This window comes from Pseudomonas sp. HMSC065H01 (assembly GCF_001815235.1).
Taxonomy (GTDB): domain Bacteria; phylum Pseudomonadota; class Gammaproteobacteria; order Pseudomonadales; family Pseudomonadaceae; genus Pseudomonas; species Pseudomonas aeruginosa.
In genome coordinates, this window is the sequence record NZ_KV819859.1 from 266,791 (window position 1) to 283,071 (window position 16,281).

The 16,281-nt window shown below is 67.1% G+C and carries 16 protein-coding genes; 7 read left to right on the forward strand and 9 right to left on the reverse strand.

Annotated features, from left to right (window positions below; translation table 11 throughout):
• Positions 1 to 56 precede the first annotated feature (56 nt).
• Positions 57 to 1,091 carry an amidohydrolase family protein gene (locus tag HMPREF3014_RS09020; RefSeq protein WP_031633396.1) on the reverse strand — a complete coding sequence of 345 codons (1,035 nt, stop codon included), beginning with the start codon at positions 1,089 to 1,091 and terminating at the stop codon, positions 57 to 59.
• Between HMPREF3014_RS09020 and HMPREF3014_RS09025 the strand changes: the two genes are divergently transcribed.
• From HMPREF3014_RS09025 to HMPREF3014_RS09045, 5 genes are all read left to right on the forward strand, one after another.
• Positions 1,090 to 1,995: a substrate-binding periplasmic protein gene (locus HMPREF3014_RS09025; protein WP_003097899.1), complete on the forward strand. Its 906-nt coding sequence runs from the start codon at positions 1,090 to 1,092 to the stop codon at positions 1,993 to 1,995. The two genes, HMPREF3014_RS09020 and HMPREF3014_RS09025, sit on opposite strands and share 2 nt — an antisense overlap.
• A gap of 38 nt (positions 1,996 to 2,033) precedes the next feature.
• Positions 2,034 to 2,456, forward strand: coding sequence for a MarR family winged helix-turn-helix transcriptional regulator (locus HMPREF3014_RS09030; protein WP_003120438.1), 423 nt, complete (start codon positions 2,034 to 2,036; stop codon positions 2,454 to 2,456).
• A gap of 206 nt (positions 2,457 to 2,662) precedes the next feature.
• On the forward strand, positions 2,663 to 3,154 hold the full coding sequence (locus HMPREF3014_RS09035; protein ID WP_003097907.1) for a (2Fe-2S)-binding protein: 492 nt from the start codon (positions 2,663 to 2,665) through the stop codon (positions 3,152 to 3,154).
• Complete coding sequence (locus tag HMPREF3014_RS09040; protein WP_003120440.1) at positions 3,151 to 5,397, forward strand: xanthine dehydrogenase family protein molybdopterin-binding subunit; 2,247 nt, start codon at positions 3,151 to 3,153, stop codon at positions 5,395 to 5,397. The genes HMPREF3014_RS09035 and HMPREF3014_RS09040 overlap by 4 nt, the downstream gene beginning before the upstream one ends.
• Positions 5,398 to 5,446: 49 nt before the next feature.
• Complete coding sequence (locus HMPREF3014_RS09045; protein WP_003117755.1) at positions 5,447 to 6,748, forward strand: cytochrome c; 1,302 nt, start codon at positions 5,447 to 5,449, stop codon at positions 6,746 to 6,748.
• Between the two features lie 10 nt (positions 6,749 to 6,758).
• Here HMPREF3014_RS09045 and HMPREF3014_RS09050 read toward each other — a convergent pair whose 3' ends face one another.
• The gene (locus HMPREF3014_RS09050; protein ID WP_003097919.1) at positions 6,759 to 7,541 is read right to left on the reverse strand and encodes an AraC family transcriptional regulator; all 783 of its coding nucleotides are present in this window, start codon (positions 7,539 to 7,541) and stop codon (positions 6,759 to 6,761) included.
• A gap of 80 nt (positions 7,542 to 7,621) precedes the next feature.
• Between HMPREF3014_RS09050 and panB the strand changes: the two genes are divergently transcribed.
• Positions 7,622 to 8,443 (forward strand): 3-methyl-2-oxobutanoate hydroxymethyltransferase, encoded by an 822-nt coding sequence (gene panB, locus HMPREF3014_RS09055; protein ID WP_023087599.1) that lies wholly within the window; start codon positions 7,622 to 7,624, stop codon positions 8,441 to 8,443.
• Positions 8,444 to 8,453: 10 nt separating this feature from the next.
• On the opposite strand, the gene HMPREF3014_RS09060 is transcribed toward panB, so the two are convergent.
• From HMPREF3014_RS09060 to HMPREF3014_RS09080, 5 genes are all read right to left on the reverse strand, one after another.
• The gene (locus HMPREF3014_RS09060) at positions 8,454 to 9,179 is read right to left on the reverse strand and encodes a dienelactone hydrolase family protein (RefSeq protein WP_003114260.1); all 726 of its coding nucleotides are present in this window, start codon (positions 9,177 to 9,179) and stop codon (positions 8,454 to 8,456) included.
• Positions 9,180 to 9,246: 67 nt separating this feature from the next.
• Positions 9,247 to 11,151 carry a molecular chaperone HtpG gene (gene htpG / locus HMPREF3014_RS09065; RefSeq protein WP_004349034.1) on the reverse strand — a complete coding sequence of 635 codons (1,905 nt, stop codon included), beginning with the start codon at positions 11,149 to 11,151 and terminating at the stop codon, positions 9,247 to 9,249.
• A gap of 117 nt (positions 11,152 to 11,268) precedes the next feature.
• Positions 11,269 to 12,501, reverse strand: a complete 1,233-nt coding sequence (locus HMPREF3014_RS09070) for an MFS transporter (RefSeq protein WP_003117757.1) — start codon at positions 12,499 to 12,501, stop codon at positions 11,269 to 11,271.
• Positions 12,502 to 12,537: 36 nt separating this feature from the next.
• A complete protein-coding gene (locus HMPREF3014_RS09075; RefSeq protein ID WP_003087441.1) occupies positions 12,538 to 12,984 on the reverse strand; it encodes a PaaI family thioesterase in 447 nt (148 codons plus the stop codon).
• Complete coding sequence (locus tag HMPREF3014_RS09080) at positions 12,981 to 13,454, reverse strand: PaaI family thioesterase (RefSeq protein ID WP_003106488.1); 474 nt, start codon at positions 13,452 to 13,454, stop codon at positions 12,981 to 12,983. Before HMPREF3014_RS09080 ends, HMPREF3014_RS09075 begins: the two co-directional genes overlap by 4 nt.
• A 172-nt stretch (positions 13,455 to 13,626) precedes the next feature.
• On the opposite strand from HMPREF3014_RS09080, the gene HMPREF3014_RS09085 reads away from it, so the two are divergent.
• Positions 13,627 to 13,863, forward strand: a complete 237-nt coding sequence (locus HMPREF3014_RS09085) for a hypothetical protein (protein ID WP_003087435.1) — start codon at positions 13,627 to 13,629, stop codon at positions 13,861 to 13,863.
• A gap of 58 nt (positions 13,864 to 13,921) precedes the next feature.
• Here HMPREF3014_RS09085 and HMPREF3014_RS09090 read toward each other — a convergent pair whose 3' ends face one another.
• Together HMPREF3014_RS09090 and brnQ are read right to left on the reverse strand one after the other, a co-directional pair.
• On the reverse strand, positions 13,922 to 14,686 hold the full coding sequence (locus HMPREF3014_RS09090) for a DUF599 domain-containing protein (RefSeq protein WP_003106486.1): 765 nt from the start codon (positions 14,684 to 14,686) through the stop codon (positions 13,922 to 13,924).
• A 145-nt stretch (positions 14,687 to 14,831) separates the two neighbouring features.
• A complete protein-coding gene (brnQ, locus tag HMPREF3014_RS09095) occupies positions 14,832 to 16,145 on the reverse strand; it encodes a branched-chain amino acid transport system II carrier protein (protein WP_003120443.1) in 1,314 nt (437 codons plus the stop codon).
• Positions 16,146 to 16,281 lie beyond the last annotated feature (136 nt).

Genomic DNA, 16,281 nt, shown 5'->3' on the forward strand with positions numbered 1-16,281 from the left:
GATGGGACTGGCGCGAGCCTATGACGCCGGCATGACAGACTGATGACGAATCCGGGTTATTCGCCTCGCGGATCGGCGGGCTGGCGCGGCAGCACCGCCAGGAAGTTGTCCCGCGCCACCTGGCGAGCGACCTGCTCGGGCAAGGCGTCGAGGAACGGATCGAAGCTCGCCATCAACTCGGGCAGGCTGTCGAACTGGCCGACCACATCGGAACCGAGCATGAAGCGTTGCGGAAACCGCTCGACCAGTGCCAGCCACTGCGGATCGGGCTTGCCCTGCTCGTCCAGCAGGTACGGGCGCAACACCGACCAGGACAGGTCGATGTAGAGGTTCGGGTAGCGCTGTAGCAGACGCCGAAGGGTCGGCAGGAGGAAGTCCAGTTTCTTCTGGTGGCGATGGATCTCCATGCTGGTCCCGGCATGGGCCCAGATGAACCGCACATGCGGGTGATTGCGCAGGGGCTCCTCGATTTCCTCCAGGTACAGCGGGTTGCGTTCGCGCTTGGAAGTGACGTTGGCGTGCAGCAACACCGGCAGGTCGAATTCGGCGGCCAGGTGATAGCCCCGCGCCAGCGCCTCGTTGTTGGCCCTCGGCACGTCGCCGTAGGTCAGCGCGGTGAGGTCGTCGTGACGGGTAAAGATCTCGCCGATGCCCTGCCAGAGTCCCGGGTCCAGCTCCAGCATGCGACGGATGTGCGCGTCGGCGTTCTTGTCGGTCGGGTTGAAACCGGTCAGGAACGGATGCACGCGCCGCCGCTGCTCGGCTGGCAGGGATTTCACCGCCGCCGCCACGATCACGTCGGTGGCGCTGTACCAATAGGCTCCGGCATCGTCACCAGCGTAGTAGCGCGGCCGCTTCGGCTCGTCCTCGTGCCATTTCTTGGCGACCGCGACGCCGCTGAGCATCACATGGTCGACCCGGCCTTTGTCCATCGCCTCCAGCAGCCGCGGCATGCCTTCGCTTTCCTGGAAAAAATCCACATAGTGCACGTGAGCGTCGCTGTAGCGATAATCCCTGGCATGGGTCAAGGATGTCACCAGGGACAGGGCGAACAATGTCGAAAACAGGGCACGCGTACGGGGGCCAGCCATGGCATTCCTCCTGATAGGCCTGAGTGAACATAGACCGCTGCCGCTCGGCCAGGGTTCGCCGCTCCGCTGGCTGGCCCTGCTGTTCGGCCTGCTGGCCTGGCATGCCGGGGCTGGCGAACGGGTGATCTATCCGCGCCACTCCGAAGGGCGCAACCCCGAACCCTACGTCGTCGAGCTGCTGCAACTGGCGCTGGCCAGGAGCGGCGGCGACTACCGCCTGGAGCCCAGCGCGCAGCCCATGCCGCAGTCCCGTGCGCAACTGCGCCTGGAGCAGGACGATCCGGGCCTGCAGGTGATGTGGGCGCAGTCCCGCGACGACCTGGAAGAGACCCTGCTGCCGATCCGCATTCCGATCTATCGCGGCCTGATCGGCTGGCGCATTCCCCTGGTCAGCGCCGCCAACAAGGATATCCTGGCCTCGGCGCGGACCCTCGACGATCTCCGCCGCCTGCGCTTCGGCCAGCGCCAGGACTGGGCCGACACACCGATCCTGCGCGCCAACGGCCTGGAGGTGAAGACCAGCCAGAACTACGAGAGCCTGTTCCGCATGCTCGATGCCGGCCGCTTCGAGGTCTTCCCCCGCGAGGTCGTAGTGATCGACGGAGAACTGGAGGACGCCTCCCGCGCCGGGCTGCACCTGGCGATCGACCAGCACGTGGCCCTGCACTACCCCGCGGCCTTCTATTTCTTCGTTTCGCGTCAACGCCCGGAACTGGCCGAGGCCATTCGCCAGGGCCTGGAGAAGGCGATTGCCGACGGTAGCTTCGAACGGCTGTTCGAGCGACATTTCAAGACGCGGCTGGGCAAGCTTGCCCTTCGGCAGCGGAGAATAATCGAGCTGAAAAACCCCTATCTTCCAGGAAAAACTCCTTTTCAGCGCGAGGCGCTCTGGTACCGGCCGTGAGCTAGAATGAAGCCCTCACGCCACCACCGATGTCCAGCATGTCCCGTAACGCCCCGTACCGCCTCGACGACCAGATCGGCTTCATCCTGCGCCAAGCCAACCAGCGCTATGCGGCGTTGTTCGCCAATGGCATCGGCAACGGCCTGACCCCCACCCAGTGGGCCGCCCTGGTCCGCCTCGGCGAGACCGGACCCTGCCCGCAGAACCAGCTCGGCCGACTCACCGCCATGGACGCCGCGACCATCAAGGGCGTCGTCGAGCGCCTGGACAAACGGGGACTGATCCAGCGCAGCGCCGATCCGGACGACGGCCGGCGCCTGCTGGTCAGCCTCAGTCCTGCCGGACGCGCCGAACTCGAGGCCGGCCTGGCGGCCGCCCGCGAGATCAACCGGCAGGCCTTGGCCCCCCTCTCCCCGCAAGAACAGGAAACCCTGCGCGGGTTGCTCGCTCGCCTGACCTGAGGCCATTGCGGTCTATCCTTTTGTCCGCGTTGCGTCGCCCGGAGCTGCGCCTTTCGTCGTAGCGGCCTGCCATTGACAGTTCACCGCAGGCGTTCATAACATGTTTGTATACAAACAAATTCCCGCATAGCCGCATGCTACCAGGCACGGCTGACGGGATATCCGCCTGATGAACAGCCATGCCGCCGGCATGGGGAGAAACCGCCATGAGCGATGCCCTTGCCCTGACCGTCAACGGTCAGTCCCTGCGCCTCGATGTCGCCCCCGATACCCCCCTGCTCTATGTCCTGCGCAACGACCTGCAACTGAACGGTCCCAAGTTCGGCTGCGGCCTCGGCGAGTGCGGCGCCTGCACCGTGCTGATGGATGGCGTCGCCACCCGCTCCTGCATCACCCCGGTGGAGGCCGCCGTAGGCCGCCGGGTGGTTACCCTCGAAGGACTCGGCGATGCCGCCCATCCCCATCCGCTGCAACAGGCCTTCATCGACGAACAGGCCGCCCAATGCGGCTACTGCATCAACGGCATGGTGATGACCGCCAAGGCGTTGCTGGATCGCAACCCGAACCCCAGCGACGGCGAGATCCGCCAGGAATTGGCCTACAACCTGTGTCGCTGCGGCACCCATGTGGAGATTCTCAAGGCCGTGCGGCGTGCCGCCGAGAGCCTGAAGGAGCATCAGGAGGAGCACCCGGCATGAGCCTGGCCAATCCCTCGCGACGCGGCTTCCTCAAGGCCGGCGGCCTGCTGCTGGTCACCGTCAACCTGCCCGCCCCGCTGCTCGCCCTTGCCGAGCAGGGCGCCACCGACCTGCCGCTGGACCAGGTCGACTCGTTCATCGCCATTGCCGCGGACGGCAAGGTCACCGCCTTCTGCGGCCACGTCGACCTTGGTACCGGCATCCGCACGGCACTGGCGCAGATCGTCGCCGAAGAGTTGGACGTCGCGTTCGAGCAGGTCGAGATGATCCTCGGCGACACCCGTCGTACACCGGACCAGGGGCCGACCATCGCCAGCGCCAGCATCCAGGTCAGCGCCGTGCCGCTGCGCCAGGCCGCCGCCGAAGCCCGGCGCTTCCTCCTGCGCCAGGCCGGAAGCCATTTCCCGGTGCATCCGGACAGCCTGCGCAGCGAAAACGGCCAGGTCTTCGCCGCCGCCAATCCGCAGCGACGGATCGGCTACGGCGAGTTGCTGCGAGGCCAGCGCTTCAACCTGAACATCGACGGCAAGGCGCCGCTCAAGCCGCGCAGCGAGTACCGTCTGGTCGGCAAGCCGGTGCGTCGGGTGGACATCCCGGCGAAGCTGACCGGTCAACTGACCTATGTCCACGACATGCGCTTGCCCGGCATGCTGCATGGGCGAGTGGTACGCCCGCCCTATACCGGCGCGGATGTCAGCGCCCCGCTCGGCAGCGGCCTGCTGGCGGTGGACGAAAGCTCGGTCGCCGGGCTGCCGGGGCTGGTCAAGGTGGTCGTGATCGGCGACTTCGTCGGCGTGGTCTGCGAACGCGAGGAGCAGGCGATCCGCGCCGCGCGCCAGCTCAAGGTGCGCTGGAAGGACTGGCAGGGCCTGCCGCCGCTGGAACCCGACCGGCTCGAGGACACGCTTCGCCGGCATCCGAAGAAGCCACGCACGCTGCACGACTCACCCGGTCTCGAGCAGCACCTCGCGGGCATCGCCCGGCCGCTGTCGGCCACCTATGTCTGGCCCTACCAGTTGCACGCCTCCATCGGCCCTTCCTGCGCCCTCGCCGAGGTCGATGCGCAGCGCGCTCGCGTCTGGTCCGGCACGCAGAACCCGCACGACCTGCGCAACGACCTGGCCAGGCTGCTGCAGCGCGAGACCGGGGACATCGAGGTGATTCGCATGGAAGCCGCCGGCTGCTACGGACGCAACGGCGCCGACGACGTCAGCGCCGACGCCGTGCTCCTGGCGCAGGCAGTGGGCCGGCCGGTGCGGGTACAACTGATGCGCGAACAGGAACATGGCTGGGAACCGAAAGGCACCGCGCAACTGATCGAGGTCCGCGGCGGCCTCGACGAGCAAGGCCGGGTGGCGGCCTACGACTTCGCCACCTGCTACCCCTCCAACGGCGCGCCGACCCTGGCCCTGCTCCTCACCGGGCGGATCCCGGCCACCCCGCAGGTGGCCGACATGGGCGACCGCACCGCGATCCCGCAATACCGCTACCCGCGGATGCGGGTGGTGGCCAACGACGCCGCCCCTATCGTCCGCGCGTCCTGGATGCGCGGCGTCTCGGCGCTGCCGAACGTGTTCGCCCATGAGTCCTACGTCGACGAACTGGCGCACCTGGCCGGCATCGACCCCATCGCCTTCCGCCGCCGCTACCTGGACGACCAGCGCGCCCTGGCGCTGATCGACGCCCTGGTCGCCCGCGCCGGCTGGCAGCCACGCACCTCCCCCAACCCAGAGGCGCGCCGGGACGGCTTGCTGAAGGGACGCGGCTTCGCCTATGCGCGCTACTTCCACAGCAAGTTTCCCGGTTTCGGCGCCGCCTGGGCCGCCTGGATCGTCGACGTCGAGGTGAACCCGGAGAACGGCGCGGTGCGCGTCGCCAAGGTCTGGGTCGCCCATGACTGCGGGCAGATGGTCAATCCCGATGGGGTCAGGCACCAGGTCCACGGCAACGTCATCCAGTCCACCAGCCGGGTACTCAAGGAGTTCGCCACCTTCGACCGCCGTGGCGTCACCAGCCTGGAATGGGGCGGCTACCCGATCCTCGGCTTCCCCGAACTGCCGGAGATCGACGTACTGCTGCTCGACCGCCCCGAGCAGCCACCGATGGGCGCTGGCGAGTCAGCCTCGGTGCCCAGCGCCGCGGCCATCGCCAATGCGATCTTCGACGCTACCGGGGCGCGCCTGCGACAGGTGCCGTTCACTCCGGAACGCGTACTCGCGGCGCTGCGCAGCGCGCAGGCCTGATCCTTTTCCCCGGGGCGCCGCGGCGCCCCGCGCAGTGGATGACTGACAGATGAAGAAGGCAACACGCATCGGCCTCTGGGCCTCCGGCAGCCTCGTCGCGCTCGCCGCCATCGCCCTCGGCTACGCCTGGCAACCGGCCATCGGGCCACTGGAAGGCACACCCGGTCCCTTCAGCGCCGAGCAGATCGCCCGCGGCGAACGCCTCGCCGCCCTCGGCGACTGCGCGGTCTGCCACACTCGCGAAGGCGGCCCGCGCAACGCCGGCGGACGGGCCTTGCCGACGCCGTTCGGGACGATCTACAGCAGCAACCTCACGCCGGATCGCGCGAGCGGCATCGGTGGCTGGTCCTACCCCGCCTTCGAGCGGGCCATGCGGCATGGCGTGGCCCGCGACGGCAGCTACCTGTATCCGGCGTTCCCTTACACCGCCTTCACCAGGACTCGCGACGAAGACCTGAAGGCCCTGTACGCCTACCTGATGAGCCAGCCGGCGGTGCACAGCGAAACGCCTGCCAACCAGCTGCCGTTCCCCTTCGACCAACGCCAGCTGATGGCCGGCTGGAACCTGCTGTTCCTGGAGCCCGGCGCCTACCGCGACGAGCCGACGCGCAACCAGCAATGGAACCGCGGCGCCTATCTCGCCGAAGGCCTCGGCCATTGCAGCGCCTGCCACTCGCCGCGCAATGCGCTCGGCGCGGAAAAGTCCGGCAGCGCGCACTTCGCCGGCGGCGAGGCGGAGGGCTGGACCGCGCCAGCCTTGAACGCCAGTTCGCCGGCGCCCATCGCCTGGAGCGAGGAGGCCCTCTACGCCTACCTCCGCCACGGCTATTCGGCCTACCACGGGGTCGCCAGCGGGCCGATGGCGCCAGTGGTCGGCGAAGGCCTGGCCAAGCAGTCGGACGAGGACCTGCGGGCCCTGGCCCATTACCTTGCGTCCTACGCCGCTGCCCCGGCCGGGGAAACCGATCAGCAACAGGCGCAACGCCTCGACCGGCAGGGCTACGGCCGCGTGCAACCGCCCAGCGGCAGCGGCGCGCGCCTGTTCGCCGGGGCCTGCCTGGCCTGCCACCATGACGGCGACGGACCGCGCTTCTTCGGCGTGCGTCCATCCCTGGCGCTGAACAGCAATGTGCATGCGGACAGCCCGGACAACCTGCTGCGGATCATCCTCGACGGCATCCACAGCCCGGCCACCGGCGACCTCGGCTATATGCCCGGCTTCCGCCACAGCCTCGACGACCGGCAAGTCGCCGCCCTGGCCAACTACCTGCGCGAGCGTTTCGCCGGCAAGCCCGCCTGGCCGGACCTCGCGGCCAAGGCGGCAAGCCTGCGCCGACAGGCGGCGCCCTGAAGCATGCGGCTCAGTTGGGCAAGCGCAGGGAGCGGGCGAAGCAACCGGGGGTCTGGCCGAAATGACGCTGGAACAGGCTGATGAACGCAGAGGTGGAGTCGTAGCCAAGGTCGCTGGCCACCCGCGTCACGCTGGCGCCCTCCTCCAGCGCGGCGACCGCGTTGAGCAGACGCAGGCGCTGGCGCCACTCGCGAAACGACAACTGGGTCTGCTCGCGGAACAACCGCGCCAGGGTCCGTCGGGACGCCCCCACCAGTCCCGCCCAATCCGAGATGCCGCGCGGATCGGCGGGATCCGCCTGTAGCGCGTCGGTGATCCGGCGCAAGCGCGGGTCGCCAGGCAACGGCAGGTTCAGCGGCGCCTCGCGAAGGCGCCCGACCTCATCGGCGACCACCTGCATGAGACGCTCGGCCTCGCCACCCGGCGGATATTCACGGGGAAACTCCGCCGCCCGCAGCAACAGTTCGCGCAGCAGGCCGGACACCTCCAGTACCCGGCAACCGCCGGGCAGCGAACGATCCAGGTAGAGACTGCGGAACAGCACAGGGTTGCAAGCCTCCGCGGCGTGCCGGACGCCCGGCGGAATCCACAGCGCCCGCTGCGCCGGCACCAGATAGCTGTGCCGCTCGGTGCTGGCGCGCAAGGTGCCGCTGGCGGCGTACATCAGTTGGCCCCAGGGGTGGTCGTGCATCTCCACCCGGTGCCCGGCGGGCATCTCGAAGGCGCGCAGGTACACCGCGCAGGGCAGGCTGCGGAATCGCGGCAGGTCGCGTTCTTGTCCCGTTTGCGGCATCGGTTGTCCCCATCCGTCGAGTGAGCGGTGCGTGGCCGATGTTAGCGTGTGGCTCCCCATAGACAAACCGGAGCCACGCCATGAGCAGTCATCGCCCGCAACATCGCCTGTCCGTTCCCGATATCCAGCGCCGCAAGGGTGCCGGCAGCCTGGTGGCGCTGACCGCCTACAGCACGCCCATGGCCCGCCTCCTCGATCCGCATGCCGACCTGCTGCTGGTCGGCGATTCGCTGGGCATGGTGCTCTATGGCATGCCCAGCACCCTGGGAGTGAGCCTGGAGATGATGGTCGCCCACACCCTGGCGGTGATGCGCGGCAGCCGGCGCGCCTGCGTGGTGGCCGACTTGCCGTTCGCCAGCTACCAGGAATCGCCCCGACAGGCGTTCCGCAACGCCGCACGCCTGCTGGCCGACAGCGGCGCCCAGGCGGTGAAGCTGGAAGGCGGTGAGGAAATGGAAGAAACCGTGGACTTCCTGGTACGCCGTGGCATACCGGTGCTCGCCCATATCGGCCTGATGCCGCAGCAGGTCAACGCCATGGGCGGCTTCAAGGCCCAGGGGCGTGACCCGGAAAGCGCAGAACGGGTACGCCGCGACGGCCTCGCCATGCAGCGCGGCGGCGCCTTCGCGGTGGTCATCGAAGGCGTAGGCGAGCCGCTGGCCCGTCGCCTTAGCGAAGAACTGGCGGTCCCCTGCATCGGTATCGGCGCCTCGCCGGCCTGCGACGGCCAGGTACTGGTCAGCGAGGACCTGCTCGGGCTAAGCGGCGAACAGGTACCGCGCTTCGTCGAACGCTACGCGCGCCTCGACCGGGAAATCGACGAGGCGGCCCGGCGCTTCGCCGAGGACGTGCGCGAACGGCGCTTCCCCGAGGCCAGGCATTGCTTCGCCATGCGCGAGTGAGCCGGCGGTCTCAGGCGAAGACTTCCGCCAGCAGGTCGTCCATCGCCTGGAAGGCACGCCGGGAGGTCCTGGCGTCATAGTGCATCTTGCCCGGCAGCTTGGCGTTCGGATCGGTGAAGGAATGCACCGCGCCGCCGTAGCTGGTGAGCTGCCAGTCGACGCCGGCATCGGTCATCTCCCTGGCGAAGGCCGGCAACTGCTCGCGCGGCACCAGCGGATCGGAGGCACCGTCGAGGACCAGTACCGCGCCCTTGATGTTCCTGGCATGCGCCGGGTCCGGCGTATCCAGGGTGCCATGGAAGGACACGAAGGCCTTCAGCTCGGCGCCGTCGCGAGCCAGCTCCAGCGCGCAGCAACCGCCGAAGCAGAAACCGAAGGCAGCCTGGCGGGTCGTATCGACAGCCGCGAGCGCCTGTCCGCGCAAGGCCGCCAGCGCTGCCTGCATGCGCTTGCGCAGCAGGGCCCGGTCGTTCTTCAGCGGCATCATCGCCGCGCCCGCCTCGTCGCCGTTCTGCGGACGCACGTCCCTGCCGTAGAGGTCCGCCACCAGCACCACGTGCCCACGGCCGGCGACCTGCCGGGCGATGTCCAGCGCGGCGGCGCTCACGCCCATCCAGTTCGGCGCCATCAGCAGGCCCGGGCGCGGCCCCGCGTGGCTGGCGTCGTACACCAGTTGACCTTCGTACGGCTGCCCATCGATGTCGTAGGCGACCGGCTCTACACGAATCTCACTCATGGGTACTGCTCCTGCGAGAGTTGGAAAAGACAAAGCCCGCCGAAGCGGGCTTTGTCGGGGCTACTGCTTAAGCGGACAGCTCCACCAGCAGCTTGTTCAGTCGGCGTACGTAGGCGCCCGGATCCTTGAGGCTGTCCCCCGCGGCCAGGGCGGCCTGGTCGAAGAGAATATGCGACAGCTCGCCGAAGCGGTCCTCGTCCGGCTCCGCATCCAGCTTCTCGATCAGCGGATGCTGCGGGTTGATCTCGAAGATCGGCTTCGAGTCCGGCACTTTCTGCCCGCTGGCCTCGAGGATCTGGCGCATCTGCAGGCCAAGGTCCTGTTCGCCGATGGCGAGGATCGCCGGCGAATCGGTCAGGCGGTGGGAAACGCGGACTTCGCTGACCTGCTCGTCGAGCACCTTCTTCAGGCGCTCGATCAGGCCTTCCTTGCTCTTGGCGACTTCTTCCTGGGCCTTCTTGTCCTCTTCCGAGTCCAGGCTGCCTAGGTCCAGGTCGCCGCGGGCGACATCGACGAACTGCTTGCCGTCGAACTCCGGCAGGTAGCTCATCAGCCACTCGTCGATGCGATCGGTGAGCAGCAGCACCTCGATGCCCTTCTTGCGGAAGACTTCCAGGTGCGGGCTGTTCTTCACCTGCGAGTAGCTCTCGCCGGTGAGGTAGTAGATCTTGTCCTGGCCTTCCTTCATCCGACCGATGTAGTCGGCCAGCGCTACGCTCTGCTCGCCCGAATCGTCGCCGGTGGAGGCGAAGCGCAGCAGGCCGGCGATCTTATCCTTGTTGCCGAAGTCTTCCGCCGGGCCTTCCTTGAGGACCTGGCCGAAGTTCTTCCAGAAGGTCTTGTACTGCTCCGGCTCGTTCTTCGCCAGCTTCTCCAGCATGTCCAGCACGCGCTTGGTCAACGCCGACTTCATCGAGTCGATCACCGGATCCTTCTGCAGGATTTCCCGGGAGACGTTCAGCGACAGGTCGTTGGAGTCGACCACACCCTTGATGAAGCGCAGGTACAGCGGCAGGAACTCGTCGGCCTGGTCCATGATGAACACGCGCTGTACGTACAGCTTCAGGCCCCGCGGCGCTTCGCGATGGTACAGGTCGAACGGCGCGCGGCCCGGCACGTAGAGCAGCGAGGTGTATTCCAGCTTGCCTTCGACCTTGTTGTGGCTCCAGCTCAGCGGGTTCTCGAAGTCATGGGCGACGTGCTTGTAGAACTCCTGGTATTCCTCGTCCTTCACCTCGGCGCGCGGACGGGTCCACAGCGCGCTGGCGCGGTTGACCGTTTCCCATTCCGGCTCGGCCGGCTTGTCGGCCTCTTCGCCGTGGAACTCCTTGGGCAGCTCGATCGGCAAAGCGATGTGATCGGAGTATTTCTTGATCACGTTGCGCAGGCGCCAGCCATCGGCGAACTCCTCCTCGCCCTTTTTCAGGTGGAGGACGATGCGGGTACCGCGCTCGGGCTTGTCGATGGTAGCGACGTCGAACTCGCCCTCGCCCTTCGACGACCAGTGCACCCCTTCGCTGGCCGGCTGGCCGGCGCGACGGGAGTAGACATCGACCTTGTCGGCGACGATGAAGGCGCTGTAGAAACCGACGCCGAACTGGCCGATCAGGTGCGAATCCTTCTTCTGGTCGCCAGACAAGTTCTTCAGGAAGTCGGCGGTCCCGGACTTGGCGATGGTGCCCAGGTGAGTCACCACATCCTCGCGGCTCATGCCGATGCCGTTGTCTTCCAGGGTGACGGTGTTGGCTTCCTTGTCGAAGCTGACGCGGATCTTCAGCTCGGCGCCGCCCTCGAGCAGCTCGGGATTGGCCAGGGCTTCGAAACGCAGCTTGTCGGCGGCGTCCGAGGCGTTGGAAATCAGTTCGCGGAGGAAGATTTCCTTGTTCGAATAGAGAGAATGAATCATCAGGTGAAGCAGTTGCTTCACTTCAGTCTGAAAGCCCAGTGTCTCTTTTTGGGTTTCCACGCTCATCGCTCCAAGCTCCATCAATGACATAAGCCGCGTACCACGGCGGATGTCCCCTAGGTGGGGCCTTCTTCCGGCTTTTCAAGCGCTTATGCGAAAAAACCGCGCACCATCGTGCGACGACTAGCGTTCGAGCAGTTCGAGACGGGCGATCTCCGCCGGGCGCAACAGGTAGCTCGCCTCCCCCGCACCGGGCATTTCCCGGCGGATCACCAGGCGCCCCTCGCTGTCGAGGCCGGTGAAACGGCCCTCGGCGATACGCCCGCGTACCGTAGTGGCCTTGACCAGGCGCTGGCTGTAGCGCTGCGGTTCGACCTGGACCAGCTCCAGGTCGAGGGTGGCGTTACCCGGCGCCGGCAGCGCCTGCGGCTCGGGCGGCGCCGCCGCCGCGGCCACGGTCGCAGGCTCCGCCGGCAAGGCGGGGAACGCGTCGCCGCGCACCGTCCACTCCCGCCGGGCGTTCTTCTCCAGCGTCAGCTCCAGCACCTGAGCCTGGCCGGCCACCAGGGCCTCGATACGCAGCGGCCGCGCATGGCTGGCCGCGCGCCAGGACGGCGCCCGCACGAGGCTGACGTCGCGGCTGGCGAAACGTCGCTGCAGATAATCGCGCAAGACCAGGGCCAGGGTATCGTCGGAGTCGTAGCCCAGGTCGACCTTGCCGTGCCGATAGCGCAGCCGGTCGGTATACAGCTCGACGTGGCCGCTGAGGGTGGTCCGGTAGTCGCTCGGCAGGCTCAGGTGGAACTCGCCCTCCAGGCGGTTCGGCGCCTTGGGCCGCAGGTCCAGGTGCAAGGTATAGCCACGCAGGAGACGACGCGCCTCGGGCAGGTCCTGATCCGGTTGCAGCCAGCTCAGCTCGACTTCTGGCAACGCGCCGCCGTCCTCGGGCAGCACATCCAGGCGCAGCGCCCCGAGCGGCTGTGCCGGAAGGCGGATCTGCAGCTCGCGCTGGGCGTAGAAATCGTGCCCCTGGCGCAGGCTCAGCACGCCGCCAATCAACTCGCCGCTCTGCGGCGCGAAAGGCTTGCCGTTGAACTCCCCGCTGAGCGCGATGGCCAGTTCCGCCGGCGGCCTGGCCTCCGGTTTCAGCCAGCGCAGGCTGAGGATCGCCTCCAGCCGCGCAGCGTCGTGACTGGCCAGCAGCGCCAGGCCGACCACCAGCGGGATGCAACCCAGCGCGGCCAGCCCGACGCCCTTGCGCGCCGTACGCCAGTGCACGCCGATATAGGCCAGCGCCACCGGCGGGAAAAGGCTGCCGTAACCCCACAGCAGACCGGTACCGAAGGCCAGGACGATGACCCAGATATAGCCGGCGACCATCAGCAGCAGGCCGCCCAGAATCAGCAAGGCATCCATCGCGATATCCTCAGCCCACTTTCCGCAGCGTACGGCTCACGGCTCGTCCACCTTGAAATGCGCCCGCGCGGTGGCGATGGGCTCGCCCTGGGTGGTCTGCCAGGCGTTGATCGCGACGTTCGCCACCCGTCGCCCCTGGCGCCAGACCTGGCATTGCGCGTAGGTATCGCGGAAGTGCCCGGCACGCAGGTAATCGATGGAGAAATCGATGATCTTCGGCAGGTGCGGAATGCTCATGAAGGTCAGCAGGTGCAACATCGCCGCATGCTCCATGAAGCCGGCGATCACGCCGCCATGGATGGCCGGCAGGGTCGGGTTGCCGATGTTGTCCTTGTTCGCCGGCAGGCGGAAGACCATGTCGTCGCCCAGGCGCAGGCATTCGATGCCGAGCAGCTTGGCGTACGGGATCAGCTCCACCAGCGGGCTGTAGTCGTTGTTCCGACGCGCGTCGCGGACCAGTTGCTCGAGGCTGGTCGGGCTCATGCCGCACCTCCCTGCGCGGCCGGCCTGGCCGCCCCGGCGCGGGCCGAACCGCCCATGCGCATGAAAGCGCCGACGACATGGGCGATGGGCTGGCCTGGATCGTCCTGGTAGGCGAAGCCGCGGGTGAAGATCACGTTCGGCGTGACCCGGTAGCACTCGGCGAAGCCATAGACATCCTTGTGCGGTTCGGCGGGATGCATGTAGTCGATGCGCAGGTCGAGCGTCGGGCAGATCTCGAAGTCCGGCAGCACGCAGACCGTGGAAATACCACAGGTGGTGTCCATCAGGGTGGTGATCGCGCCGCCGTGGACGACCCCGCTTTCCGGGTTGCCGATGATCGCCTGGCTGTAGGGCAGGCGCAGGGTCAGTCCTTTCTCGTCGGCGGCCTCGACCGTCAACCCCAGCACCTGGCAATGACGCAAGGCCGAGAGAAAGCGCCGGGCGCGCTCGAGGAGAGGATTTTCCGACATGACGGCGACCTTGCTGGGAGTTTTCTGGAGGGCGAATCATACCCTGCCGCCAAAGCCCCGGCAGCCGGGGTTTTGGACATAACGATCGAAATAGTCGAAGTGTGTGGAACTTCACGCCAGCGCAAATGTTCAAAGGGCTACAACGAGGAAAGCCGCACATGGAGGCTAAACGATGAAAAAGACCGTAACTCTTGCCCTGCTGCTCGCTGCCAGCCTTGGCCTGGCCGCTTGCGACAAGAAAGAGGAAGACAAGGCAGCGGCCCCGGCAGCTCCGGCTACCGAGACCCAGCCGAGCGCTCCGGCTACTCCCCCTGCCGAGCCCAGCGCCCCGGCGCCGTCGAGCGACACTCCGGCAACCCCGCAGACTCCGGCACCGACTCCGGAGCAACCGCAACAGAACCAGCAATAAGTTCTCGTTGACGTACCCTGAAAGAGCCCGCGCAAGCGGGCTTTTTCATGCCCGGGATTCAGCCCCTGGGCACCTCGCCCTCGCCTTCCCGCGGGCTTTCGGCGATTGCGGTCTCGGTGTAGACCATCACCTCCAGCACGTCCGAATGGAATTCGCGGCGATACAGGACCAGCACCACGCCGGCCGTCACCAGCATGAAGAACCAGGAATTGATGAACCAGGCGAGCATGGCCAGGCCGAAATAGTACGAGCGCAAGCCGAAGTTGAACTGGTTGGCCGCCAGCGAGATGACCCGGGCGGCACGCTCGGCAAAGGATTTGCGCTCCAGCTCGCCGACGTTGCGCTCGCCGATCATCGGTGCCGAGCCGACCAGGATCGCCGCGAAGTTGTATTGGCGCATGCACCAGCTGAAGGTGAAGAAGGCATAGACGAAGACCACTGCCAGGCACAGCAGCTTCAGTTCCGATAGTCCCCGGCTGGCCTCCTCCACGAACGGCAGGTCGGCCAGTACCGAGACGGCGCGATCGGTGGAGCCCAGCAGGGTGAGGATGCCGGCGAGGATGATCAGCGTGCTGGAGGCGAAGAACGACGCGTTACGCTCCAGGTTACCGATCACGCTGGCGTCGGCGATACGGTTGTCGCGCAGCAGCAACCGGCGCATCCAGTCCTCCCGGTAGAGGTGCAGGACGCTGGCCAGGCAGGCGGTGTCGCGACCCTTCCAGGTGGCGTAGCGGGTGTAGCCCACCCAGCAGAACAGGAACCAGAGCGCCGCCAGCAGGTGTTGCAGCAGGTGCCCGTTGAAAATGCCGAGTTCGGCGGTCATGAAAACTCCCTCTTGAGCCGGCCGGGAATCGCCCCGCCGTTGTTTCGCGCCGTTGGGACGCCGCTCGCCGCGGCCAGGACACGACTTTCGTCGGCTCATGAAAAAGGCCGCCCGGAGGCGGCCTTCCTGGGGTTCGCCTGACGTCTCAGGCGACCGCTTCGCGCGGCTTGCCCAGCAGCCGATCGCAAACGACTGCCAGGACCAGCGCAATGGATACCGGCAGCAGCCAGCCAAGGCTCTGATCGGCGAGCGGAAGCTTGGCGAAGACGTCCGGCACCCACCCGTTCAGCTTGGCCGCCCCCAGCCCGTCGACGATGCCGAAGAGCAGCGCGACGATCATCACCGGCACGAACACCCGCGGGGCCGACACCCAGAGCCGGTCGAACAGGCTCAGGGCGATCAGCACGATGGCGAGCGGATAGAGTCCCACCAGAACCGGTACCGAAAGGCTGATCAACTGGGTCAGTCCCTGGTTGGCGACCAGCAGGCTGAACAGCGAGAACACGATCACCACCGTCTTGTACGAAACCGGCAGCAGGTCGCTGAAGAACTCGCCGCACGCCGTGATCAGCCCTACCGCCGTGGTCAGGCAGGCCAGGGTGATGACCACCGCCAGCAACAGGCTGCCGGAAACGCCAAAGGTCTGCTGCACATAGGCGGTGAGGATCTGTACGCCATTCTGGGCGTCGCCGGCGATGCCCTGGCTGGTGGCGCCAAGATAGAACAGCGCCAGGTAGACCAGGGACAGGCCGGTGGCGGCGATGACCCCGGCGATCATGGAATAGCGCGTGACCAGCCGGCTGTCGCTGATGCCGCGGTCGCGAATGGCGGTGGCGATGACGATACCGAAGACCAGCGCACCGAGGGTATCCATGGTCAGGTAGCCCTGCAGGAAGCCCTGCACCAGGGGCGCGCTCTGGTACTCGCCGGAACTGCTGCCGATCTCTCCCGCCGGCGCGAAGATCGCCGCGCCGCCAAGGACCAGCAGGGCCGACAGCAGCACCGGCGTGATGACCTTTCCGACCCGGTCGACAAGGCGACCCGGGTTCAGCACCAGGAACAGAACCACGGAGAAGTAAGCGACGGTATAGACGAGCAACGGCACGCCGCCGTCCCCGGTGAAGGGTGCGACGCCCATCTCGAAGGACACCACGGCTGTACGCGGGGTGGCGAACAGCGGGCCGATGGCAAGATAGACGGCGATGGCGAACGCCACTCCCGCGCGCCGCCCGATCGGCTGGGTCAGGCGGCCAATACCGCCTCCGACCCGGGCCAGGGCGACCACCGTCAGCAACGGCAGGCCGACACCGGTAAGGAGGAAGCCGAAAGCCGCGCTCCATACGTGTTCGCCCGCCGCCATGCCGGCACTGGGAGGAAAGATGATGTTACCCGCGCCGAGAAAAAGCGCGAACGTCATGAAGCCAAGGGCGAGCAGGTCGAACCCTTTCAAATGAGTCATAGGAGGATGTACCACTGGCAGAAGTCTCGGTTGTTCGGGGTTTCCCTTTGGGGGTGTTAGGAAACATCGTCCTTCCGGATGAGGAGGACCGGTCAAGCCGCCCGACCCCTTTTGAGGGCCATGTGGCGCTATAGCT